This window comes from Streptomyces sp. NPDC093018, assembly GCF_040684035.1.
Classification (GTDB): domain Bacteria; phylum Actinomycetota; class Actinomycetes; order Streptomycetales; family Streptomycetaceae; genus Streptomyces; species Streptomyces murinus.
Genome location: NZ_JBFBFF010000002.1, coordinates 173,206 through 196,050 on the forward strand (window position 1 = coordinate 173,206; position 22,845 = coordinate 196,050).

Here is a 22,845-nt window from a genome sequence, read left to right on the forward strand (position 1 = left end):
GACTCTCCCGGCCTTCCGGTTACGCGCCCGCGCACTCCGGGCACAGCCCCCGGTACGTCACCTCGACATCCGACACCATGAAGCCGAAGCGCTCGGTGTCGGGGAGGTCCGCCAGCGGGTTGCCCGTGGGATGGACGTCGCGGATCGCGCCGCAGCGGGCGCAGACCAGGTGGTGGTGCGGCCGGTGCGCGTTCGGGTCGTACCGCTTGGCGCGCTTGTCCGTCGAGACTTCCAGCACCTCGCCGAGCGTGACCAGCTCGCCCAGCGTGTTGTAGACGGTCGCCCGGGAGATCTCCGGCAGCTTGACGACGGCCCGTGCGTGCACCTCGTCGGCCGTCATATGGACGTGCTCGCCGTCGAGGACCTCGGCCACCACGCGTCGCTGCGCGGTCATCCGCCATCCGCGTCCACGCAGCCGTTCCAGAAGGTCGCTCATGGCTACCAGCCTAACAGCAAGGGGGACCAGGACGGGAATAGGTGTGAGATTGGAATCCTGTTTGACTTGGACTTAGTCCAATGTAGGATCGAGAATGGCTTTGGTCAATGGACAGGATTGGCCGGCGTAGACGCAGGAGGCGCACGTGACGCAGGGACCGCTCACCACGGAGGCCGGTGCTCCGGTCGCCGACAACCAGAACAGCGAGACGGCGGGCGTCGGCGGCCCGGTGCTGGTCCAGGACCAGCTGCTGCTGGAGAAGCTGGCCCACTTCAACCGCGAGCGCATCCCGGAGCGGGTCGTGCACGCCCGCGGCGCCGGCGCCTACGGCACCTTCACGGTGACCGCCGACGTCACGCCGTACACCAGGGCCGCCTTCCTCTCCGAGGTGGGCAAGGAGACCGAGGTCTTCCAGCGCTTCTCGACGGTGGCGGGAAACCTGGGCGCGGCGGACGCGGTCCGCGACCCGCGCGGTTTCGCGGTGAAGTTCTACACCGAGGAGGGCAACTACGACCTCGTCGGCAACAACACCCCGGTCTTCTTCATCCGGGACGCGATCAAGTTCCCCGACTTCATCCACACCCAGAAGCGCGACCCCTACACGGGCAGCCAGGAAGCCGACAACGTCTGGGACTTCTGGGGGCTGTCGCCGGAGGCGACGCACCAGGTGACCTGGCTGTTCGGCGACCGCGGCATCCCGGCGTCGTACCGGCACATGGACGGCTTCGGCTCGCACACCTTCCAGTGGAACAACGAGGCGGGCGAGGTCTTCTGGGTCAAGTACCACTTCAAGACCGACCAGGGCATCAAGAACCTCACCGCCGGTGAGGCCGCGGTGCTCGCGGGCACGGACCCCGATTCCCACCAGCGCGATCTGCGCGAGTCGATCGAGCGGGGCGAGTTCCCGAGCTGGACCGTGGGTGTGCAGATCATGCCGGCGGCGGACGCGGCGTCGTACCGCTTCAATCCGTTCGACCTGACCAAGGTGTGGCCGCACGCGGACTACCCGGTCATCGAGATCGGCAGGCTGGAGCTGAACCGCAACCCGGAGAACGTCTTCGCCGAGGTCGAGCAGTCGATCTTCAGCCCCTCGCACTTCGTGCCGGGCATCGGCCCCTCGCCGGACAAGATGCTCCAGGGCCGGCTCTTCGCGTACGGCGACGCGCACCGCTACCGCGTCGGCATCAACGCCGACCACCTGCCGGTCAACCGCCCGCACGCCACCGAGGCCCGCACGCACTCCCGTGACGGCTTCCTCTACGACGGCCGGCACGGCGGCGCCAAGAACTACGAGCCCAACAGCTTCGGCGGGCCCGCGGGGACCGGCCGGGCGCTGTGGCAGCCGTACGACGGTTTCAGCGCCGGCACCGGCGACCACCCGACCCCCCGGCACGCCGAGGACGACGACTTCGTGCAGGCCGGGAATCTGTACCGGCTGATGTCGGAGCAGGAGAAGGAGCGGCTGATCGCCAACCTCTCCGGGGCGATCTCCGGGGTCTCGCGGGAGGACATAGCGGAGCGCGCGATCGGCAACTTCGCGGCCGCGGACGCCGACTTCGGCAAGCGCCTGGAGGCGGCGGTGCGGGCACTGCGCGACTGAGACGGCGGCACCCGTCCGCCGGGCGGGCCGGATCCCTGGTGCTCGGGGTCCGGCCCGTTCGTCATGTCCGGGACTCCGTGCGCTCCCGATGCGGTGTGCTCAGGAGCCCGCCCGGGCCAGCGGGGCGGGCTCGCGGGCCGGGGACCAGCAGCGGATGATGTCCCGGACCGAGACGATCCCGGCGACCTCGCCCCGGTCGAGGACGATCAGATGCCGGAAGCCGCCGTGCGCCATGGCGCGGGCGGCCTCCTCCAGCGTCCAGGTGGGCGCCGCGAAGACGACGTCGGTGGTGGTGTGGGCATGGGCGCGCTCGGTGTCGGGGTTCTGCCCGAGGCCGACGGAGTTGAGGATGTCGCGCTCGGTGAGGATGCCGATGCCGCCGGCGTCCGGGTCGAAGACCACGGCGGCACCGATGCGCCGGGCGGACATCAATGTGGCTGCTTCACGGAGGGTGTGGGCGGGGCCGAGGGTGAGGATCACCGTGCTCATGGCGTCGCGGACCAGCATGGGTGGGGCCACCTCCTGAGATCCAGGGACCTTGTCCCCGGATTCACAAATTCACAAGTGGGGGTGAACCCAGAGTCTCAGGTCAAGGCCGGGTCAACAAGAGGGCGCGCGTGGTCCGCCGGGGGCGTGCGCAAGCGTCCCGCCTGCCTCACTGGCGCCGGTTGAGATACCCCAGCAACTCGTCGTGCAGCAGGCCGTTGGACGCCGCCGCGTTGCCGCTGTGCGGTCCCGGGCGGCCGTCGAGTCCGGTGAAGGTGCCGCCGGCCTCGGTGACGACGATGGCGGGGGCGGCCATGTCCCACAGCGAGAGCTCCGGCTCCGCGCAGATGTCCACGGTGCCCTCGGCGACCATCATGTAGGGCCAGAAGTCGCCGTACGCGCGGGTGCGCCACACCTGGCGGCTGAGGTCCAGGAAGCCGTCGAGGCGGTCCTGCTCCTCCCAGCCGGACAGGGACGAGTAGGCGAAGGAGGCGTCCGCGAGGGTGTTGACGCCGGAGACATGGATACGGCCCGCGGAGGTCAGATTGCGGCCGGTGAAGGCGCCGTGCCCCTTCGCGGCCCACCAGCGACGGCCGAGCGCGGGGGCGGAGACGAGGCCCACGACCGGGTGGTAGCCGCCCTCGCCCGCCTCCATCAGCGAGATCAGCGTGGCCCACACCGGGACCCCGCGCACATAGTTCTTGGTGCCGTCGATCGGGTCGATCACCCAGCGCCGGGGGCCGGTGCCCTCGATGCCGTACTCCTCGCCGAGGACCGCGTCTCTGGGGCGGGCGCGCTTGAGCTGGCCGCGGATGAGTTCCTCGGCCGCCTTGTCCGCTTCGCTCACCGGCGTCATGTCCGGCTTCGTCTCCACCTTCAGGTCCAGGGCCTTGAAGCGGTCCATGGTGGCCGCGTCGGCCGCGTCCGCGAGGACGTGGGCGAGACGGAGGTCGTCGAGGTAGTCGGGCATGTACGTCACGCTATCGGCTGGCCGGGTACGGGAGCCACCGGGGGCGTACGTGTGTCGAACCGGCCGTGCGCGGCGCCCGTGAAGGCGTGCGCGACCGCCGTGCGTCCGCGCGCGGTACAGGGCCTTCCGCTCCCGGCGAGCGACCCCTTGACATCATCCGAAAGTCCGTCAAATCTGGGCGGAACGCCGTTGACTCCAGGGAGACGACGATGGCCGCTGCCCGGGAATCCTTGCTGGACGCCGCTTCCGCGGCGCTGGCGCGCCGGCCGTGGTCCGCGGTGCGCATGGTGGAAGTGGCCGCGGCGGCGGGCGTGTCCCGGCAGACCCTGTACAACGAGTTCGGTGGCAAGGACGGTCTCGCGCGGGCGCTGGTGCGGCGGGCGGCCGACGGCTATCTCGCCGGTGTGGAGCGCGCGCTCGCGGGCGGCGGCGGCAGCTGGGAGCGGCTCACCGCCGTCGCCGAGTGGACGGCGGCCGCCGCCCAGGAGGACGCGCTGGTACGGGCCTTGCTCACCGGCTGCTGGAGCGAACGGCTCCCCGCGCCGCCCCGGGGCCCCGCCCCGGTACCGGCACAGCGCCGCCCGGAACAGCCGCTCCCCTCGCCGCCCGACCTCGTACGGATCGTCCGCGACCGCGCCGTCACCGCACTGTCCGGCCCCGGCACGGCCCCCGCGACCACCGTCGAACTGGCCCGCTCCTGCGAACTGGTCGTCCGCCTCGCCCTCTCCTGCGTCATGGCACCACCGGGGGAGGGCGGGATCGCCGGCCTGATCCGGACCGCCGCACCCCGCGCGGCGCTCTGACCGACCCCAACCGCCTTCAGTACGGGGTACTTCAGAAGTAGCGGGCCCGGTGGCGCCGCGGCCGGTCGTCCCGTTCGTGGGCCGCGTCGGACCGGTCCGCCGGAGCCGAGAGAGCGCCCATCGCGCGCAGCCGTCGCAGACCGGCCAGCACCTCCGCGCGCCGTGCCGAGGACTTCATCCAGCGCGGCAGCCGGGGGAGCATCGCCCGCGTCGCCCCGGTGCCGCCCTCGCGCAGGGTGGCGCGGACATAGTCGGCCAGGGCGTCCACGTGTTCCGCGTTGTAGGCCCACAGAACGCGCCCCGCGCAGCGGGTCTGCAACCAGAGCGGCCGCCCGAAGAACGGCTCCCGCGTGCCCCCGAGTTGGGCGGCGACCAGGCCGCCGTCCCGGCGCGGAGCCGTCCATTCGGCACTGGCGCCGCACCCGCCGCAGATCAGCCGGCGCGGCCGGAACAGCAGCTCGCCGAAGTACGCCAGGGCGGGAAGGCCGGGTCGTGGGACCACCTCCGCGCGGCCGCCGCAGCGCGGGCAGACCACGAGCACGCGGTCCGCGTAACGGGCAAGCCACTGGCCCTGGTCGAGATGCCGGGCCGGGGCCCCGCGGTGTGCCACGTCGGCCGCCTAGTGGCTCGAACCCGACAGCTGCAGGCCGATGATCCCCACGATCACGAAGCTGATCGAGACGATCTTCAGGGTGGAGACCAGGTCACCCAGGAAGATCATGCCGTAGATGGCCGTGCCGGTCGCGCCGATGCCGGTCCAGACGGCGTACGCCGGGCCGACGTCGAGTTTGCGCAGCGAGAGGGTCAGCAGGCCGAAGCTGCCGAGGGCGAAGGAGGCGAAGGCGATGGTCGGCCACAGCCGGGTGAAGCCGTGGGAGAGCTTGAGGCACACGGCGAAGCCGGTCTCCAGCACTCCGGCCACGATGACCAGCAGCCATGCCATGCGCTGTCCTCCCGTTGATCCGGATCTCCGGCCCGGTGCGATTATGCACTTGCCGCACCGCGGCCCGGGCAAACAACGCGAAGGTCAGTCGCCCTCCGTGCGCTCCCGCGTCGCCAGCAGCCGCCGCAGCGAGTACAGCCGCGCCGGATCCGCGTGCCCCGCCGCCACCCACGCGTCCAGCGCGCAGTCCGGCTCGTCGTGGCTGCATGCGCGCGGGCAGTCCGCCGTACCGGGCTCCAGGTCCGGGAAGGCGTGGATGACCCGGGACGGATCGACGTGCGCCAGGCCGAAGGACCGTACGCCCGGAGTGTCGACCACCCAGCCGTCGTCGCCCGCCAGCGGCAGCGCCAGCGCCGAGGTGGTGGTGTGCCGGCCGCGCCCCGTGACCGCGTTGACATGCCCCGTCGTACGCCGCCGCTCCTCCGGCACCAGCGCGTTCACCAGCGTCGTCTTGCCCACGCCGGAGTGCCCCACGAACGCGGTGATCCGCCCGTCAAGCAACTGCCGCACCCGGTCCGCCGCGTCCCCGTTCTCCAGCTCCTCGCGGCTGGTGACCACGTACGGGATGTCCAGATCGCCGTACAGCTCAAGGAGTTTGTCCGGCGAGGCCAGGTCCGACTTGGTCATCACCAGCAGGGGTTCGAGCCCCCCGTCGTACGCCGCGACCAGACAGCGGTCGATCAGCCGGGGCCGCGGCTCCGGGTCGGCGAGGGCCGTGACGATCGCCAGCTGGTCGGCGTTGGCGACCACCACGCGCTCGTAGGGATCGTCGTCGTCCGCCGTGCGCCGCAGCACCGACGTCCGCTCCTGGATCCGTACGATCCGCGCGAGCGTGTCCTTCTTGCCGGACAGATCGCCGACCAGCATCACCCGGTCCCCGACCACCGCCGCCTTGCGGCCCAGCTCCCGCGCCTTCATCGCCATCACCGCCCGGTCCTCCACCAGGCAGGTCAGCCGTCCCCGGTCCACGGTCAGGACCAGCCCCTCGGCCGCGTCCTCGTGCTTGGGCCGGATGTTCGTCCGCGGCCGGTTGCCCTTGCGGTTGGGGCGGGCGCGGATGTCGTCCTCGTCGGTGTGCTTGCCGTAGCGGCGCATGGCGTGTCCCTACTGCCCGAGCATCCCGGTCCACAGCTCGGGGAAGTCCGGCAGGGTCTTGGCCGTCGTCCCGATGTTCTCGATGCGTACGCCCTCGACCGCCAGGCCGATGATCGCGCCGGCGGTGGCCATGCGGTGGTCCTCGTAGGTGTGGAAGGTGCCGCCGTGCAGGGTGCGCGGGCGGATGTGCAGACCGTCGGCCGTCTCCGTGACGTCACCGCCGAGCTCGTTGATCTCCTTGGTGAGCGCGGCCAGCCGGTCCGTCTCGTGCAGCCGCAGATGGGCCACCCCGCGCAGCGTCGAGGGGGAGTCGGCGAGCGCGGCGACGGCCGCGATGCCCGGGGTCAGCTCGCCCACGTCGCTCAGGTCGACATCGATGCCGTGGATCGCGCCGGAACCGGTGAACACCAGCCCGAACTCGGTGAGTTCGCAGGTGCCGCCCATCTCGGTGAAGATCTCGCGCAGCCGGTCACCCGGCTGGGTGGTGCGCTCCGGCCAGTCCGGGATCAGCACCTTGCCGCCGGTCACCAGGGCCGCCGCCAGGAACGGCTGCGCGTTGGAAAGATCCGGCTCGATGGTCAGGTCCCGGCCGAGCAGCGCGCCCGGCGTCACCCGCCATACGTTCGGCTCGCCGCCCGACTCCGGGGTGTCCACCTGGGCGCCGACCGCGCGCAGCATGTCCACCGTCATCCGGATGTGCGGCATCGAGGGCAGGCTGGTGCCGGTGTGCCGGACCTCGACGCCCTGGTTGAAGCGCGGGCCCGAGAGCAGCAGCGCGGAGACGAACTGCGAGGAGGACGACGCGTCGATCGACACCGGGCCGCCGTCCAGCGCCCCGCCGCCGTGCACGGTCAGCGGCAGCGCCCCCCGGCCGTCGTCGTCGATCCGCGCGCCGAGCCCCCGCAGCGCGTCGATCACGCCGTGCAGCGGACGCTCGTACGACCGCGGGTCGCCGTCGAACCGGATGGGGCCGTCGGCCAGCGTGGCCACCGGCGGCAGGAAGCGCATCACGGTGCCGGCGTTGCCGACGTCCACCGTGGCCGGGCCGTGCAGGCCGGTCGGCAGCACCCGCCAGGCCTCGCCGGTGCCGTCGGGGCCAACGCCCTCCTCGATCTCCACGCCCATCGCGCGCAGCGCGCCCGCCATCAGCAGGGTGTCCCGGGAGCGCAGCGGGCGGCGCAGCCAGCCGGGCTCGGAGGCGAGGGCGGCCAGCACCAGGGCGCGGTTGGTGACCGACTTGGACCCCGGCACATGGACGGTGGCGTCGACGGCGCCGCTCGCGTGCGGAGCGGGCCAGAGGGCGGAGGAGGCGGTGTTCGGGGCCATGGGCCCACTTTATAAGGAGGGCGGGGCCGCAACCTTCCGGCAACCGCCCCGCCGTCCGGGACGAACGGCCTGTGGACCCCTGCGGCCGGGTGCCCTCAGACCTCCAGCAGCCAGCGCCCGCCGCCGATCAGCGAGCACAGGGACACGGCGTGGAACAGGAACAGCCACAGAGCCGCCGGGACATGCGTCAGCCGGGACAGCTGGTCCGCGTCCGAGTCGCCGGCCTCGCCCCGGCGCCGCTTGCTCTGCAGCTCGAACGGCGGTCGTACGCCCCCGAGCAGCAGGAACCACACCACCGCGTACGCGAACGCCGCCTGCACCTGCGGCCCCGCGAGCCAGGACACCAGGAGGAACGCGCCGCCCGCGAGCACCACGGTGAGCACGCCGTACGCGTTGCGGATCATCACCAGCATCACCGCGAGCAGGGCCGTGGCCGCCCACAGCAGCAGTGTGATGCGGCCCGCGGCGAGCAGGGCCGCGCCGCCGAGGCCGAGCAGCGAGGGCGCGATGTAGCCCGCGGCCGCGGTGAGGATCATGCCGAGCCCGTACGGCTTGCCCCGGCTCACCGTGAGCCCGCTGGTGTCGGAGTGCAGCCGGATGCCGGTGAGCTGCCGGCCGGTGAGCAGGGCGACCAGCCCGTGGCCGCCCTCGTGCGCGATGGTGATCGCGTTGCGCGACACCCGCCACAGCGGATGCGGTACGACCACCACCAGCGCGGCGGCGAGGGTGGCGAGCACCACCCATAGATCGGGGTCGGGCTGGATACCGGTGAGCCGGTCCCAGAGGCCGGACGGCGCGAGGGCGGCGAGGCTGTTCATGTGTCCGAGTGGCTCCCTGGTGGCGGGCGGAGTCTGGCAGTGTGGCACGTATGTGCGGACGGTATGCAGCCAGTCGTGGGCCCGAGGACCTCGCCAAGACCTTCGGGATCGAGAGGTGGGAACCCGAGGAGGCCCTGGCGCCGGACTACAACGTGGCCCCCACCAAAGAGGTCCACGTCGTGCTCGACCGCCCCTTGAAAGACGCGGACTCGCCGCGTCCGGTTCGCCAGCTGCGCACGCTCAGGTGGGGACTGGTGCCGTCCTGGTCCAAGACCCCCGAGGGCGGCGCCCGGATGATCAACGCCCGCGCGGAGACCGTGCACGAGAAGCCGTCCTTTCGCCGTGCCTTCGCCGCCCGCCGCTGCGTCGTGCCCGCCGACGGCTACTACGAGTGGGTGACCGGGCAGCAGGAGCGCGAGCTGGAGGTCGAGGGGCGCAAGAAGCGGCCCCGCAAGCAGCCGTACTTCGTGCTGCCCGCCGACGGCTCCGTGTTCGCGATGGCCGGCCTGTACGAGTTCTGGCGCGACCGCACGCTGCCCGACGACCACCCTCAGGCCTGGTGGGTCACCTGCTCGGTGATCACCACGGAGGCCGAGCGGACCCCGCTGGCCGTGGCCCCCGCCGACGGACCGCGCTCGCTCGCCGACATCCACCCCCGGATGCCGCTGATGCTCACCCCGGACCGCTGGGACGCCTGGCTCGACCCCGCCCGCACCGACCCCGAGGAACTGCGGGACCTGCTCGCCCCGCCCCCGCCAGGCTTGATGCGCGCCTACCCGGTCGCCACCGCCGTCAGCAACGTCCGCAACAACGGCCCGGAGCTGCTGAAGGAGCTGGAGGCCCCCGAAGAGGGCACACTCTTCTAGCCTTCTCGCGTGATCGAGATTGTCGAGACCGACGCCGGAACCGCCCGCATCACCTGGCACCGGGCCGCCGAGCCCCGCGCCGTCCTCGCGCTGAGCCATGGCGCGGGCGGCGGCATCGAGGCGCGTGACCTCCAGGCGATCGCCGGGGCCCTGCCTGGACACGGGGTGAGCGTGGCCCTCGTCGAGCAGCCCTGGCGGGTCGCGGGCAAGAAGGTGGCGCCCGCCCCGAAGACCCTGGACACCGGATGGCGCGGGATCTGGCCCGCGCTGGCCGGCATGGAGCTGCCGGTGATCTCCGGCGGGCGCAGCGCCGGCGCCCGCGTCGCCTGCCGTACCGCCGGCGAACTGGGCGCCCGCGCCGTCCTCGCCCTGAGCTTCCCGCTGCACCCGCCGGGCAGGCCCGAGAAGTCCCGCGCGGACGAACTGCTCGGCACCGGTGTGCCCACCCTCGTCGTGCAGGGCGGCAACGACCCTTTCGGCGGGCCCGCCGAGTTCCCCGAGGGTGACTTCCGGATGATCGAGGTGCCCTACGGCGACCACGGCTTCGCGATCCCCAAACGCGCCGGGATCGGCCAGGAGCAGGCCCTGGAGATCATCACCGACGGGGTCGTCGAGTGGACCGCGTCACTCGTGTGACCCCCGGGAATGCCGCGCGCAGCAGCGCTGTTGTCACGCACAGAAGTGCTGAGGCCTCGGCACCGACGTCGTCGGAAGGGAAGTCCGCCGCATGGGTTCGACCATCTGCCCGGCCCGTCAGACCGGCGCTGAGCTGGACTGGACGGTGCTGCGCGCGCCCAAGACCGCCTCAATTCGAGGGGCGGCGGGTACGGGTCGTGTTCTATCCTCCGAATCGAGTGGGACCACTCCCGGTCCTGCCCGGGATCTTGAGGAGGTGGGTCCGGTCACAGGGACCGACGCGGGGACCGACAACGGCCAGGCGGAAGAGCCCGAGGGCCGGGGCACGAGCGCGGCGGCGTCCGCCGAGTCGACCGCGGAGCGCAGCGCGCGCTTCGAGCGGGACGCACTCGAGTACCTCGACCAGATGTACTCGGCCGCCCTGCGCATGACGCGCAACCCGGCCGACGCCGAGGACCTCGTGCAGGAGACGTACGCCAAGGCCTACGCCTCCTTCCACCAGTTCCGCGAGGGCACCAACCTCAAGGCGTGGCTGTACCGGATCCTCACCAACACCTTCATCAACTCGTACCGCAAGAAGCAGCGTGAGCCCCAGCGTTCCGCCGCGGAGGAGATCGAGGACTGGCAGCTCGCCCGGGCCGAGTCGCACATGTCGACGGGGCTGCGCTCCGCCGAGTCGCAGGCGCTCGACCATCTGCCCGACTCGGATGTGAAGGAAGCGCTCCAGGCGATCCCCGAGGAGTTCCGCATCGCCGTGTATCTCGCGGATGTGGAGGGGTTTGCCTACAAGGAGATCGCGGACATCATGGGGACACCCATCGGTACGGTGATGTCCCGGCTGCACCGGGGCCGCCGTCAACTGCGCGGCATGCTGGAGGACTACGCCCGTGAGCGCGGGCTGGTTCCGGCGGGCGCCGGAGAGTCGGACGAAGCGAAAGGCTCGGGCTCATGAGCTGCGGAGAGCCGCACGAGACGGACTGCGGTGAGGTCCTGGACCATCTGTACGAGTTCCTCGACAGCGAGATGCCGGACGTCGATCGCGACAAGTTCCGGCACCACTTCGAGGAGTGCTCGCCGTGCCTGGAGAAGTACGGCCTGGAAGAGGCCGTGAAGAAGCTGGTCAAGCGGTGCTGCGGCCATGACGACGTGCCCGCCGACCTGCGCGCCAAGGTCATGGGACGACTGGACCTGATCCGCTCGGGACAGCCCGCGCCCGACCACGACATCACCTCCACGGCCCAGGACAACTGAGCCCCGCGCGCCGCCCGCGCCCCGCACCCTCCCGTCCGGCCCGCCCGGCTTCGCCCCGGCTCGGGCGAGACGTACGGCACTGTCTGATCCTGCCCGCACCTGGGTAACCCATGGGTAATGAGCGCCGTTCCCACCGCACGTGGTTGGATGCGAGGGAGAGGGCGCCTGGGGGCACAAGCCAGCCCACTGTGCGGAACTGGAACTGGCAGGCGGGAATCGTGAGGATCTTCGGCAAGGGACGGCACCGGCCCTCCGCCTCCTGGCGGCAGGCCACCGACCGCGCGTTCACGCTCATCGGCGACGGCCGGTACGAGGACGCGGGCGAACTGCTGACCCGCGCCGCCGACCTGGAACCCTGGCTGTCGGAGTCCTGGTTCAACCTCGCGCTGCTGCACAAGTTCCGGCACGACTGGGAGCAGGCCCGCGCCGCCGGACTGCGCGCCGTCGCCCTCCTCGACCGCGAGACCGGCGCCCCCGACTGGTGGAACGTGGGCATCGCCGCGACCGCCCTCCAGGACTGGCCGCTGGCCCGCCGCGCCTGGCAGGCGTACGGCCTCAAGGTGCCCGGGGGCGCGACCGCCGCCGGGGAACCGCTCGGCATGGAGCTGGGCAGCGCGGCCGTACGGCTCTCCCCGGAGGGCGAGGCCGAGGTGGTGTGGGGCCGCAGGCTGGACCCCGCGCGGATCGAGGTGCTGTCCATCCCGCTGCCGTCCTCGGGGCGGCGCTGGGGCGAGGTCGTGCTGCACGACGGTGTCCCGCACGGAGAGCGCACCACGTCCGCCGGGCACAGTTACCCCGTCTTCGACGAGATCGAGCTGTGGGCGCCCTCGCCCGTGCCCACCTGGGTGGTCCTCCTGGAGGCGGCCACCGAGGCGGACCGGGACGCGCTGGAGCAGCTGGCCGCGGACGCCGGGTTCGCCGCGGAGGACTGGTCGTCCTCGGTGCGGCTGCTGTGCCGGATGTGCAGTGAGTCCCGGATGCCGTCCGACGAGGGCGAGGGGGAGCACCTGGACCCCCACGACCACAGCGAACCGGGCCACCCGGGCCCCCTGGGCCACCGCACGGACGGGCAGCTGTGGGTGCCGGAGCGGGAGTGCGGGGTGGCCGCGCCGCCTTCGCTGGTGCGGGGGCTGCTGGACGGATGGGTCGCCGACAGCCCGGATTCGCGGGACTGGCGGGATCTGGAAGAGGTTTGCTGAGCAGCGGGTGACCGGCCCCTTTAGGCTGTACACGCAGAATTTTCCAGGCTTGCAGGAAGGCGTACGTCGGTCATGGCGCAGCAGGACACCGATCAGCAGCACGCGGGCGTGCTCCCCGTCGACGACGAGGGCTATGTCGTGGACACGGAGGACTGCGAGGGGCGCGAGAAGGCCTGGCGGGAGAGCGGCACCTCGCGGCCGATCACGGTCGTGGGCAATCCGGTGCTGCACAAGGAGTGCAGGGACGTCACCGAGTTCGGCGAGGAACTGCGGCAGCTGGTCGCCGACATGTTCACCAGCCAGCGCACCGCCGAGGGCGTGGGCCTGGCCGCCAACCAGATCGGCGTCGATCTGAAGGTCTTCGTCTACGACTGCCAGGACGACGAGGGCGTCCGGCACGTGGGCGCGGTGTGCAACCCGAAGCTGGTCGACCTGCCCGCCGAGCGGCGCCGGCTCGACGACAACAACGAGGGCTGCCTGTCGGTGCCCGGGGCCTACGCCGAGCTGGCGCGTCCCGACTACGCCGAGGTGACCGGCCAGGACGAGCAGGGCAACCCGATCAAGGTCCGCGGCACCGGATACTTCGCACGGTGTTTGCAGCACGAGACCGACCACCTCTACGGCTACCTCTACATCGACCGGCTGTCCAAGCGTGACCGCAAGGACGCGCTGCGGCAGATGGGCGAGAACGAGCCGCGCTACCCCGTGGTCGCCAACGACTAGGGCCCGTGGGGCCGTTGGGCGCCGGGCCGGGACCACTCCCGGCCCGGCGCCCTTCTTCTTGCCCTTCTTCGCTCACCAGTGCGTCGCACAAATGGTCGTTTCTGCGGTGCTGGTGATCATTAATCAGTCACGCAGGGGAGGAATCTCGGCACCATGGGGTAGTGAGGGGCGCAAATCCGTTCCCACGGCGGTCAGTTGTGGTGCTGAATGGGAAGTGCGGGATAGGCAACGAGACGTACCGGCCCCACCCGAGCGGGTGCGTATCCGGCGGCTGAGAGGGGTTTGTTCTGTGCAAGCTTTCCCACGCAGCACCACAGAGACGACGACGGCGGTCGTGGTACCACCCTCACTGGCACTCCCGGTGATCGAGTCCAACTTTCCCCGGCGACTGCACCCGTATTGGCCGCGGCTCCAGGAGAAGACCCGGCTGTGGCTGCTGGAAAAGCGGCTGATGCCAGAAGACAAGGTGCGGGAGTTCGCCGACGATCTGCGCTACACCGACCTCATGGCGGGCTACTACACGGACGCCCGCGACGAGGTGCTCCAGGCCATAGCGGACTACAGCGCCTGGTTCTTCGTCTGGGACGACCGGCACGACCGCGACATCGTGCACGCGCGCACGGGTGACTGGCGGCGGCTGCGCCACCGGCTGCACGCGGCACTCGACGCACCCAGGCACCATCTGCACCACCCGGACCCGCTGGTCGCGGGATTCGCCGACAGCGTGCTGCGGCTCTACGGCTTCCTGCCGAGCACCTGGAACCAGCGCTTCGCCCGGCATTTCCACACGGTCATCGAGGCGTACGACCGTGAATTCCGCAATCGCACCCAGGGATATGTGCCCGGCGTCGACGAGTATCTCGCCCTGCGCCGGCTCACCTTTGCGCACTGGATCTGGACCGACCTGCTCGAACCCAGTGCCGGATGCGAACTCCCCGACGCCATAAGGAAGAACCCATCCTATCGCCGGGCCGCATTGCTCAGTCAGGAATTCGCCGCCTGGTACAACGATCTGTGCTCACTCCCGAAGGAAATAGCGGGCGATGAGGTCCACAATCTCGGAATCAGTCTCATCACCTATGAGGGGCTGACGCTCGAAGCGGCGGTCGACAATATCAGGCGGCGCGTCGAGACCTGCATCGATGAATTCCTCGCAGCCGAACGCGAAGTACTCAGGTTCGCGGATGCACTGGCCGACGGCACGGTCCGCGGAAAGGAATTGAGCACCGCCGTCCGTACCTGCGTCGGCAATATGCGCAACTGGTTCAGCTCGGTCTACTGGTTCCACCACGAGTCCGGCCGTTACATGGTGGACAGTTGGGCCGACCGCTCCACACCCCCGTACGTCACCAACGAAGCGGCAGGTGAGAAATGACCGTAGAGTCCGTGCAGCCCGAGACCTCCGTCGAACCGGCGGAGCTGCGTGAACCACCCCTGGCCGGCGGCGCCGTCCCGGTCTTCGGGCACGGCCTCCAACTGGTGCGCGACCCGCTGGACTTCATGTCCTCGCTGCGCGCCCACGGCGACATCGTGCGCCTCAGGCTCGGCCCCAAGACCGTGTACGCCGTCACCACCCCGGAGCTGACGGGCGCGCTCGCCCTCAGCCCCGACTTCAAGATCGACGGCCCGGTGTGGGAGTCGCTGGAGGGCCTGCTCGGCAAGGAGGGCGTGGCCACCGCCAACGGCCCCCTCCACCGCCGTCAGCGGCGCACCATGCAGCCCGCGTTCCGGATGGACGCCATACCCGGCTACGGCCCGATCATGGAGGAGGAGGCGCACGCGCTGGCCGAGCGCTGGCGCCCCGGCACCCCCATCGACTGCACCTCGGAGTCCTTCCGGGTGGCGGTGCGGATGGCCGCCCGCTGCCTGCTGCGCGGCGACTTCATGGACGAGCGCGCCGAGCGGCTGAGCACCGACCTCGCCACCGTCTTCCGCGGTATGTACCGCAGGATGGTGGTGCCGCTGGGGCCCCTGTACAAGCTGCCGTTTCCGGCCAACCGCGAATTCAACCGCGCATTGGCCGATTTGCATCTGCTCGTGGACGAGATCGTCGCCGAGCGGAGGGCATCTGGTCAAAAGCCGGACGATTTGCTGACGGCATTGCTGGAGGCGAAGGACGACAATGGGGAGCCCATCGGGGAACAGGAGATCCACGACCAGGTCGTCGCGATAATCACCCCCGGCGCCGAAACGATCGCTTCCACGATCATGTGGCTGCTCCAGGCGCTGGCGGAACACCCGGAGCATGCCGAGAAGGTGCGCGCCGAGGTCGAATCCGTGACCGGAGGCCAGCCGGTCGGATTCGAGCACGTCCGCTCCCTCAGGCACACCAACAATGTGATCCTGGAGGCCATCCGGCTGCGCCCCGCCGTATGGATTCTGACGCGCCGGGCGACCACCGACACCGCGCTGGGGGAGTATCGCATTCCGGCCGGGGCCGACATCATCTACAGCCCGTACGCCATTCAGCGCGACGCCCGCTCGTACGACCGCCACCTCGACTTCGACCCGGACCGCTGGCTTCCGGAGCGGGCCAAGGAGGTGCCGAAGTACGCCATGAGCCCCTTCAGCGTCGGCAACCGCAAGTGCCCCAGCGACCACTTCTCCATGGCCCAGCTGAGCCTGATCACCGCGGCGATCACGGCGAAGTACCGCTTCGAACCGGCCGACGACAGCGACGACTCCGTCCGGGTGGGCATCACGCTGCGCCCGGACAATCTGCGGCTGCGGCCGCTGCCCTGGTGAGACACCCCGGGTGACGCCGGGAGGGACGTGCCGCCACCGGCGCGTGTTCAGGCGGCCTGCGGGCCCCGGAACGCGCGCCGGTAGGCGTTCGGGGTGGTACCGAGCGCCCGCACGAACTGGTGGCGCAGCGCGGCCGCCGTACCGAACCCGGTGCGCGCGGCGATCGCGTCCACCGTCTCGTCGGTGCCCTCCAGCAACTCCTGGGCGCGCAGCACCCGTTGACGCAGGATCCAGCGGTACGGCGTGGTCCCCGTCTCCTGCTGGAAGCGGCGGGCGAAGGTGCGCGGCGCCATATGGGCGCGGGCGGCGAGCTGTTCGACGGTCACCTCCAGATCGAGGTGCTCCTCCATCCACACCAGCACCTCGCCGACGGTGTCGCACGGGGTCTTGGGCAGCGGCCGTTCGATGTACTGGGCCTGGCCGCCGTCCCGGTGCGGGGGCACCACCATCCGGCGGGCGATCTTGTTGGCGACCTCGGGGCCCTGCTCCTTGCGCACCAGATGCAGACAGGCGTCGATGCCGGCCGCGGTGCCCGCGGAGGTGATCACCGGGTCCTCGTCCACATAGAGCACGTCCTGCTCGACGGCGAGCCGCGGATAGCGCCGGGCCAGCTGCTCGGCATGGTGCCAGTGCACCGCGCACCGGCGCCCGTCCAGCAGCCCCGCGGCGGCCAGCACGAACACCCCGGAGCAGACGCTGAGCACCCGGGTGCCCCGCTCCACGGCCCGGCGCAGCGCCGCGAGCAGCTCGGGCGGATAGTCCCGGTCCGCATAGCTCTCACCGGCCGGTACGGCGATCAGATCGGCCGCTTCCAGCCGCTCCAGGCCGTGCGGCGTGGACACGGTGAACCCGCAGTGGGTGCCGAGGTCGGGCCCCTCGGCCGAGACCACGGCGAAGTCGTACACCGGCAGCCCCTCGTCGCTGCGGTCGATGCCGAACACCTCGCAGACGACGCCCAGCTCGAAGGGGTGCACTCCGTTCAGCAGCACGGCGGCCACGTTCTTGAGCATGCCCCCAGTGTGCCTCAGGGCTGGCAGTAATTCGAGGGTGCCCGGCAGTCCTGCCACTCCCGGTCAGCAGTGTCCGGCAGGACAGTAGTGGCATGACTGGAAACCAGATCCAAGGCCTGATCGGAATGACCGCGACCCTCGGGATCCTCGTCCTCCTGGTCCTTCCCTCCGTGCTCGGCATCCTGCGCGAGCGGCGCATCGACCGGCAGATCAGGAAGGCCCAGGAGGCCCATGGGGAGAAGGAGGCTCAGAAGTCCTCGTCCAGGTCGACGGTGCCCTCCACCGCCACCTGGTACGCCGACGGGCGGCGCTCGAAGAAGTTGGTCAGCTCCTGAACACCCTGGAGCTCCATGAAGGAGAAGGGGTTCTCCGAGCCGTAGACCGGCGCGAAGCCCAGCCGAGTCAGACGCTGGTCGGCCACGCACTCCAGGTACTGCCGCATGGAGTCGGTGTTCATGCCCGGGAGGCCGTCACCGCACAGGTCGCGCGCGAACTGCAGCTCGGCCTCGACGGCCTCCCGCAGCATGTCGGTGACCTCCTGCTGGAGCTGGTCGTCGAACAGCTCCGGCTCCTCCTTGCGGACGGTGTCGACCACGTCGAAGGCGAAGGACATGTGCATCGTCTCGTCGCGGAACACCCAGTTGGTGCCGGTGGCCAGGCCGTGCAGCAGACCCCGGCTGCGGAACCAGTAGACGTACGCGAAGGCGCCGTAGAAGAACAGGCCCTCGATGCACGCGGCGAAGCAGATCAGGTTCAGCAGGAAGCGGCGGCGCTCCGACTGCGTCTCCAGTCGGTCGATCTTGTCCACCGAGTCGATCCACTTGAAGCAGAACTCGGCCTTCTCACGGATCGAGGGGATGTTCTCGACCGCCGCGAACGCCGCCGCGCGGTCCTCCGGGTCGGGCAGATAGGTGTCCAGCAGCGTCAGATAGAACTGGACGTGCACCGCCTCCTCGAACAGCTGACGGCTCAGGTAGAGCCGCGCCTCGGGGGAGTTGATGTGCTTGTACAGCGTCAGCACCAGGTTGTTGGCGACGATCGAGTCACCCGTCGCGAAGAACGCGACCAGGCGGCCGATCAGATGCTGCTCGGCCGGGCTCAGCTTCGCGAGGTCGGCGACGTCCGAGTGGAGGTCGACCTCCTCCACGGTCCAGGTGTTCTTGATGGCGTCCCGGTAGCGCTCGTAGAAGTCCGGGTAGCGCATCGGACGCAGAGTCAGTTCGAAGCCCGGGTCGAGCAGATTCTGGTTACGGGTGGACATTACTGGCAGGCCTCGCAGGACTCGGGGTTTTCCAGGGAGCAGGCGACGGCGTCGGGGTCGGCGACCTGCTGGACGGGGATGGTCTTCTGCGCCTGGGCGGCACGGGCGATGCGGGTCGCCGGGCGCGAGCGCAGGTAGTACGTCGTCTTCAGCCCGGACTTCCAGGCGTACGCGTACATCGAGGAGAGCTTGCCGATCGTCGGCGTCTCCATGAACAGGTTCAGGGACTGCGCCTGGTCGAGGAACGGGGTGCGCGCCGCCGCCATGTCGATCAGACCGCGCTGCGGGATCTCCCACGCCGTGCGGTACAGCGCCCGCACCTCCTCGGGGATCCACGCGAAGCCCTGCACCGAGCCATTGGCCTCGCGCAGCGCCTCCCGGGTGCGCGCGTCCCACACGCCCAGGTTCTTCAGGTCCCGCACCAGGTACGAGTTGACCTGGAGGAACTCACCGGACAGCGTCTCGCGCTTGAACAGGTTGGACACCTGCGGCTCGATGCACTCGTAGACGCCCGCGATGGAGGCGATGGTGGCCGTCGGCGCGATCGCCAGCAGCAGCGAGTTGCGCAGGCCGACCTTCGCGATCCGGGTCCGCAGCGCCGCCCAGCGCTCGGGCCAGGTCTCCTCGACGTCGTAGTGGTCGGGGTGCAGCACCCCGCGCGCGGTACGGGTCTGCTCCCAGGCCGGCAGCGGGCCGCTGCGCTCGGCGAGGTCGGCGGAGGCCTCGTACGCGGCGAGCATGATCCGCTCGGCGATCTTGGTGGACAGCGCCTTCGCCTCGGGGGAGTCGAAGGGCAGCCGCAGCTGGAAGAAGACGTCCTGGAGGCCCATCGCGCCGAGGCCCACCGGGCGCCACCTGGCGTTGGAGCGGCCCGCCTGCTCGGTCGGGTAGAAGTTGATGTCCACGACGCGGTCGAGGAAGGTGACGGCCGTGCGCACGGTCTCGTCCAGGCGCGCCCAGTCGATGTCCCCGTCGACCACGAAGGCGCCGAGGTTGACGGAGCCCAGGTTGCAGACCGCCGTCTCGCCGTCGTTGGTGACCTCCAGGATCTCCGTGCAGAGGTTGGAGGAGTGGATGACCTGGCCCGGCTCGGCGGTCTGGTTGGCGGTGCGGTTGGCGGCGTCCTTGAACGTCATCCAGCCCTGACCGGTCTGCGCGAGGGTGCGCATCATGCGGCCGTACAGCTCACGGGCCGGCATGGTCTTCTTCGCGAGGCCCTTGCGCTCCGCCTCGCGGTAGGCGGCGTCGAACTCCGCGCCGTACAGGTCCACCAGCTCGGGCACGTCCGCCGGGGAGAACAGCGACCACTGCCCGTCGGCGTTGACCCGGCGCATGAACTCGTCCGGCACCCAGTGCGCGAGGTTCAGATTGTGCGTACGGCGGGCGTCCTCACCGGTGTTGTCCCGCAGCTCCAGGAACTCCTCCAGGTCGGAGTGCCAGGTCTCCAGGTACACCGCGGCCGCGCCCTTGCGCCGGCCGCCCTGGTTCACCGCGGCCACCGAGGCGTCCAGCGTCTTCAGGAACGGCACGATGCCGTTGGAGTGCCCGTTCGTACCGCGGATCAGCGAACCGCGGGCGCGGATACGGGAGTACGACAGACCGATGCCGCCGGCGTGCTTGGAGAGCCGGGCGACCTGGTGGTAGCGGTCGTAGATGGAGTCCAGCTCGTCCAGCGGGGAGTCGAGGAGGTAGCAGGACGACATCTGGGGGTGCCGGGTGCCGGAGTTGAACAGGGTGGGGGAGGAGGGCAGGTAGTCGAGCCTGCTCATCAGGCCGTAGAGCGCGGCGACCTCGTCCACGGAGCGGGCCGAGTCGTCCTCGGCGAGGCCGGCGGCGACCCGCAGCATGAAGTGCTGGGGCGTCTCGATGACCTGACGGGTGATCGGGTGGCGCAGCAGATAGCGGCTGTGCAGGGTGCGCAGGCCGAAGTAGCCGAAGCGGTCGTCGGCGGCGCGGTCGATCAGGTCGTCGAGCCGGGCGGCGTGGATCCGGGTGAACTCGGCCGTCCGGTCGGCGATGAGCCCCTCGCGGTGTCCGACGGCGACCGACTCGGTGAAGGACGTCACGCCCTGCGAGGCGGCCTCGGCGCGGATGGAGATGGTCAGCAGCCGGGCGGCGAGCCGGGAGTACGCGGGGTCCTCGGAGATCAGTCCGGCCGCGGCCTCGGTGGCGAGCTCGCGCAGCTCCGTCTCGTCGGCGCGGGCGGAGCGGCCGCGCAGCGCGGCGGCGGCGACCCGGCCCGGATCGGCGTCGGGGAGGTCCCCGGTCAGCTCGGTCAGGGTCCGCAGCAGCGCGGTACCGGGACCGTCGTTCTCCAGGCCCTGGGCTGAAGCCGGTTCGGCTGGCGCGATGGTCACGTGGGGCTCTCCCTCGCTCGGCACGGGGCCTGGCGGAGGGCAGGGGCAGTCACGAGCGCACAGGGCGTCGCGTCCACCGGCCCACTCCGCGAGGCCCGGACGTCTCAGAGCACCCGAACCGGTGGGCCGGGTGCGCTGCCGGCAGGTCCTCGGACTGATCCCCGTGCGCGGATACGCACAAGTACACCGTTGCGGGACAGTTCCGGATTCGCACCGGATTCCCCTGCGACGACAGCGACCATGAGCATACATCTAGTGCCGGGTCGTCATGCCACCCCCAGATGTTGTGTCACCTTGTGTCTACGGGGGGTATGCGAAACGGGCCGCCGACGCCTTGGCGCCGACGGCCCGTCCCTGGTCGCCCGGGTCCCCCGGGCGCCTCGCTAGTGCGTGCTGCCCGCCGTGGCCGGCGGCAGTTCGACCGCCACGCCCGGGTCGCCCGCGTCCGCCGTGTAGTCCTCGGGACGGGTCTCGTCGACGCCCTCGGGGGCCTTCACGGCCTTCAGGACGACGGTCAGGACGACCGTGACGAGGACGTTGAGGACGAAGGCCGTCATGCCGATGTAGCCGATCTGGCCGATGCCCGGGATGTCGTCGGCGGAGCCGCCGAAGTGCTTCTGGGTCGGAGAGGCGACACCGTACGCGGCGAGGGTGCCGTAGACCATGCCGACCGCCCAGCCCGCGAGCAGCGCCCAGCGGTGGAACCAGCGGGTGAACAGACCGCCGACCAGGGCCGGGAAGGTCTGCAGGATCCAGATGCCGCCGAGCAGCTGGAAGTTGATGGCGACCGTCTTGTCCATGCCCAGTACGAAGATCAGCGCGCCGACCTTCACCAGCAGCGACACGAACTTGGAGACCTGCGCCTCCTGCTTCGGCGTGGCGTCCGGCTTGATGAAGTCCTTGTAGATGTTGCGCGTGAACAGGTTCGCCGCCGCGATCGACATGATCGCCGCCGGCACCAGCGCGCCGATGCCGATCGCCGCGAACGCCACACCGGTGAACCAGTCCGGGAACATGTCCTCGAACAGCTGCGGGATCGCCAGCTGCCCGTTGGTGACCTTCACCCCGGCCGCGATCGCCATGAAGCCCAGCAGCGCCAGCAGGCCCAGCATCAGGGAGTACAGCGGCAGGATCGTGGTGTTGCGCCGGATCACGTTACGGCTCTTGGAGGAGAGCGTTGCGGTGATCGAGTGCGGGTACATGAACAGCGCGAGCGCGGAACCGAGCGCCAGCGTGGCGTACGTCCACTGCCCGGCGGGCGCCGGCGCGAGCGCCCCGCGTGGTTTGCCGGTGGCCGGATTGACCTGGCTGAACGCGTGGGCCGCCTTGGCGAAGATGTCGTCGAACCCGCCCAGCTTGATCGGGATGTAGATGATCGCCACCAGGATGACGAGGTAGATCAGGCCGTCCTTGACGAACGCGATCAGCGCGGGCGCCCGCAGCCCCGAGGAGTACGTGTACGCCGCCAGCACCGCGAACGCGATCAGCAGCGGCAGGTCCTTCACGAACCCGTTGGTGTTCTCGCCGCCGCCGACGCCCATCACGTCCAGCACCGCCTGGATGCCGACGAGCTGGAGCGCGATGTACGGCATCGTCGCCAGGATGCCGGTCACCGCGACCGCGAGCGACAGGCCCTTCGAGCCGAACCGGCCGCGCACGAAGTCGGAGGTGGTGACGTAGCCGTGCCGGTGCGAGACCGACCACAGCCGCGGCAGGAAGGTGAAGATCAGCGGGTAGACCAGGATCGTGTACGGCACCGCGAAGAAGCCGGACGCGCCCGCCGCGTAGATCGCCGCCGGTACGGCCACGAAGGTGTAGGCCGTGTACAGGTCGCCGCCGAGCAGGAACCATGTGATCCAGGTGCCGAACGAGCGGCCGCCCAGCCCCCATTCGTCCAGCGTGTGCTCGTTCTCGGCCCGGCGCCAGCGCGCGGCGAGGAAGCCGAGGACCGTGACGGCCAGGAAGAAGAAGATGAAGACGCCCAGTGCGACGCCGTTGACTCCGGTCTTCACTTCGCGGCACCCCCCTGCGCGTCACGGCGGGAGCGCTGGTCGTGCTGCCAGAGCTTGTACGCGATCATGGTGAGGGCGGTGGAGATCAGCACCCAGACCATCTGGTACCAGTAGAAGAACGGGATGCCGATGAACGTCGGGTCCGTCTTCGCGTAGGAGCCGACCCACAGCATCGCCACGAAGGGCGCGACGAGACAAATGCCGATGACCACGCGCAGCGGTGTCACCACCGGTGGTCCTACTTCGGGCGTTTCTGGCATGCTGCGGCTCCGTCCCCTCGCTGATCACCTGTGTAATGCGCAGGCAAT

At 70.5% G+C, this 22,845-nt stretch carries 24 protein-coding genes and 1 riboswitch; of the genes, 11 read left to right on the top strand and 13 right to left on the bottom strand.

Features of this window, described 5'->3' with window-relative positions; translation table 11 throughout:
- Positions 1-19: 19 nt before the first annotated feature.
- Complete coding sequence (locus AB0N90_RS04630) at positions 20-436, bottom strand: Fur family transcriptional regulator (protein WP_361674821.1); 417 nt, start codon at positions 434-436, stop codon at positions 20-22.
- A 145-nt stretch (positions 437-581) separates the two neighbouring features.
- Here AB0N90_RS04630 and AB0N90_RS04635 point away from each other — a divergent pair, with 145 nt between their 5' ends.
- Entirely contained in the window at positions 582-2,036 is a 1,455-nt protein-coding gene (locus AB0N90_RS04635; RefSeq protein WP_365192986.1) for a catalase, read from the top strand.
- 99 nt (positions 2,037-2,135) lie between these two features.
- Here AB0N90_RS04635 and AB0N90_RS04640 read toward each other — a convergent pair whose 3' ends face one another.
- Positions 2,136-2,543, bottom strand: coding sequence for a CBS domain-containing protein (locus tag AB0N90_RS04640; RefSeq protein ID WP_085566462.1), 408 nt, complete (start codon positions 2,541-2,543; stop codon positions 2,136-2,138).
- 148 nt (positions 2,544-2,691) lie between these two features.
- The gene (hisN, locus tag AB0N90_RS04645) at positions 2,692-3,492 is read right to left on the bottom strand and encodes a histidinol-phosphatase (RefSeq protein ID WP_365192988.1); all 801 of its coding nucleotides are present in this window, start codon (positions 3,490-3,492) and stop codon (positions 2,692-2,694) included.
- A gap of 209 nt (positions 3,493-3,701) precedes the next feature.
- Here hisN and AB0N90_RS04650 point away from each other — a divergent pair, with 209 nt between their 5' ends.
- Entirely contained in the window at positions 3,702-4,295 is a 594-nt protein-coding gene (locus tag AB0N90_RS04650) for a TetR/AcrR family transcriptional regulator (RefSeq protein WP_365192989.1), read from the top strand.
- A gap of 31 nt (positions 4,296-4,326) precedes the next feature.
- Here the strand turns inward: AB0N90_RS04650 and AB0N90_RS04655 are convergent, their stop codons facing one another.
- The 5 genes from AB0N90_RS04655 to AB0N90_RS04675 all read right to left on the bottom strand — a co-directional run bounded on the left by AB0N90_RS04655 (position 4,327) and on the right by AB0N90_RS04675 (position 8,477).
- Entirely contained in the window at positions 4,327-4,905 is a 579-nt protein-coding gene (locus tag AB0N90_RS04655) for a hypothetical protein (protein WP_365192991.1), read from the bottom strand.
- Positions 4,906-4,914: 9 nt separating this feature from the next.
- Positions 4,915-5,238 (bottom strand): multidrug efflux SMR transporter, encoded by a 324-nt coding sequence (locus AB0N90_RS04660; RefSeq protein WP_037660172.1) that lies wholly within the window; start codon positions 5,236-5,238, stop codon positions 4,915-4,917.
- An 84-nt stretch (positions 5,239-5,322) separates the two neighbouring features.
- Entirely contained in the window at positions 5,323-6,333 is a 1,011-nt protein-coding gene (rsgA, locus tag AB0N90_RS04665; RefSeq protein WP_365192993.1) for a ribosome small subunit-dependent GTPase A, read from the bottom strand.
- A 9-nt stretch (positions 6,334-6,342) separates the two neighbouring features.
- The gene (gene aroA / locus AB0N90_RS04670; RefSeq protein WP_365192995.1) at positions 6,343-7,659 is read right to left on the bottom strand and encodes a 3-phosphoshikimate 1-carboxyvinyltransferase; all 1,317 of its coding nucleotides are present in this window, start codon (positions 7,657-7,659) and stop codon (positions 6,343-6,345) included.
- A 95-nt stretch (positions 7,660-7,754) separates the two neighbouring features.
- On the bottom strand, positions 7,755-8,477 hold the full coding sequence (locus AB0N90_RS04675; protein ID WP_365192996.1) for a M50 family metallopeptidase: 723 nt from the start codon (positions 8,475-8,477) through the stop codon (positions 7,755-7,757).
- Between the two features lie 50 nt (positions 8,478-8,527).
- Between AB0N90_RS04675 and AB0N90_RS04680 the strand changes: the two genes are divergently transcribed.
- The 8 genes from AB0N90_RS04680 to AB0N90_RS04715 all read left to right on the top strand — a co-directional run bounded on the left by AB0N90_RS04680 (position 8,528) and on the right by AB0N90_RS04715 (position 15,897).
- Positions 8,528-9,343, top strand: a complete 816-nt coding sequence (locus tag AB0N90_RS04680; protein ID WP_365192998.1) for an SOS response-associated peptidase — start codon at positions 8,528-8,530, stop codon at positions 9,341-9,343.
- Positions 9,344-9,352: 9 nt separating this feature from the next.
- A complete protein-coding gene (locus AB0N90_RS04685) occupies positions 9,353-9,979 on the top strand; it encodes an alpha/beta family hydrolase (protein WP_365192999.1) in 627 nt (208 codons plus the stop codon).
- A 256-nt stretch (positions 9,980-10,235) separates the two neighbouring features.
- The gene (gene sigR / locus AB0N90_RS04690) at positions 10,236-10,931 is read left to right on the top strand and encodes an RNA polymerase sigma factor SigR (RefSeq protein ID WP_346077214.1); all 696 of its coding nucleotides are present in this window, start codon (positions 10,236-10,238) and stop codon (positions 10,929-10,931) included.
- Complete coding sequence (gene rsrA, locus AB0N90_RS04695; RefSeq protein ID WP_037660188.1) at positions 10,928-11,230, top strand: mycothiol system anti-sigma-R factor; 303 nt, start codon at positions 10,928-10,930, stop codon at positions 11,228-11,230. Before sigR ends, rsrA begins: the two co-directional genes overlap by 4 nt.
- A gap of 218 nt (positions 11,231-11,448) precedes the next feature.
- A complete protein-coding gene (locus AB0N90_RS04700; RefSeq protein ID WP_046418611.1) occupies positions 11,449-12,429 on the top strand; it encodes a tetratricopeptide repeat domain-containing protein in 981 nt (326 codons plus the stop codon).
- 72 nt (positions 12,430-12,501) lie between these two features.
- Entirely contained in the window at positions 12,502-13,152 is a 651-nt protein-coding gene (def, locus tag AB0N90_RS04705; protein WP_361674800.1) for a peptide deformylase, read from the top strand.
- Between the two features lie 334 nt (positions 13,153-13,486).
- The gene (gene cyc1, locus AB0N90_RS04710) at positions 13,487-14,527 is read left to right on the top strand and encodes an epi-isozizaene synthase (protein WP_365193583.1); all 1,041 of its coding nucleotides are present in this window, start codon (positions 13,487-13,489) and stop codon (positions 14,525-14,527) included.
- Entirely contained in the window at positions 14,524-15,897 is a 1,374-nt protein-coding gene (locus AB0N90_RS04715; RefSeq protein WP_365193002.1) for a cytochrome P450, read from the top strand. Before cyc1 ends, AB0N90_RS04715 begins: the two co-directional genes overlap by 4 nt.
- 47 nt (positions 15,898-15,944) lie before the next feature.
- Here AB0N90_RS04715 and AB0N90_RS04720 read toward each other — a convergent pair whose 3' ends face one another.
- Positions 15,945-16,907: a helix-turn-helix domain-containing protein gene (locus tag AB0N90_RS04720; protein WP_365193004.1), complete on the bottom strand. Its 963-nt coding sequence runs from the start codon at positions 16,905-16,907 to the stop codon at positions 15,945-15,947.
- 92 nt (positions 16,908-16,999) lie between these two features.
- Here AB0N90_RS04720 and AB0N90_RS04725 point away from each other — a divergent pair, with 92 nt between their 5' ends.
- Positions 17,000-17,242, top strand: a complete 243-nt coding sequence (locus AB0N90_RS04725; RefSeq protein WP_078967568.1) for a hypothetical protein — start codon at positions 17,000-17,002, stop codon at positions 17,240-17,242.
- Here AB0N90_RS04725 and AB0N90_RS04730 read toward each other — a convergent pair.
- The 4 genes from AB0N90_RS04730 to AB0N90_RS04745 all read right to left on the bottom strand — a co-directional run bounded on the left by AB0N90_RS04730 (position 17,155) and on the right by AB0N90_RS04745 (position 22,797).
- Positions 17,155-18,168 (bottom strand): ribonucleotide-diphosphate reductase subunit beta, encoded by a 1,014-nt coding sequence (locus AB0N90_RS04730; RefSeq protein ID WP_086806860.1) that lies wholly within the window; start codon positions 18,166-18,168, stop codon positions 17,155-17,157. The genes AB0N90_RS04725 and AB0N90_RS04730 overlap by 88 nt on opposite strands.
- On the bottom strand, positions 18,168-20,525 hold the full coding sequence (locus AB0N90_RS04735; protein WP_365193006.1) for a ribonucleoside-diphosphate reductase subunit alpha: 2,358 nt from the start codon (positions 20,523-20,525) through the stop codon (positions 18,168-18,170). Before AB0N90_RS04735 ends, AB0N90_RS04730 begins: the two co-directional genes overlap by 1 nt.
- Positions 20,526-20,647: 122 nt before the next feature.
- A riboswitch (cobalamin riboswitch) is annotated at positions 20,648-20,783 on the bottom strand.
- A 125-nt stretch (positions 20,784-20,908) separates the two neighbouring features.
- The gene (gene mctP / locus AB0N90_RS04740; RefSeq protein WP_365193008.1) at positions 20,909-22,537 is read right to left on the bottom strand and encodes a monocarboxylate uptake permease MctP; all 1,629 of its coding nucleotides are present in this window, start codon (positions 22,535-22,537) and stop codon (positions 20,909-20,911) included.
- The gene (locus AB0N90_RS04745; protein WP_172427629.1) at positions 22,534-22,797 is read right to left on the bottom strand and encodes a DUF3311 domain-containing protein; all 264 of its coding nucleotides are present in this window, start codon (positions 22,795-22,797) and stop codon (positions 22,534-22,536) included. Before AB0N90_RS04745 ends, mctP begins: the two co-directional genes overlap by 4 nt.
- Between the last annotated feature and the right edge of the window lie 48 nt (positions 22,798-22,845).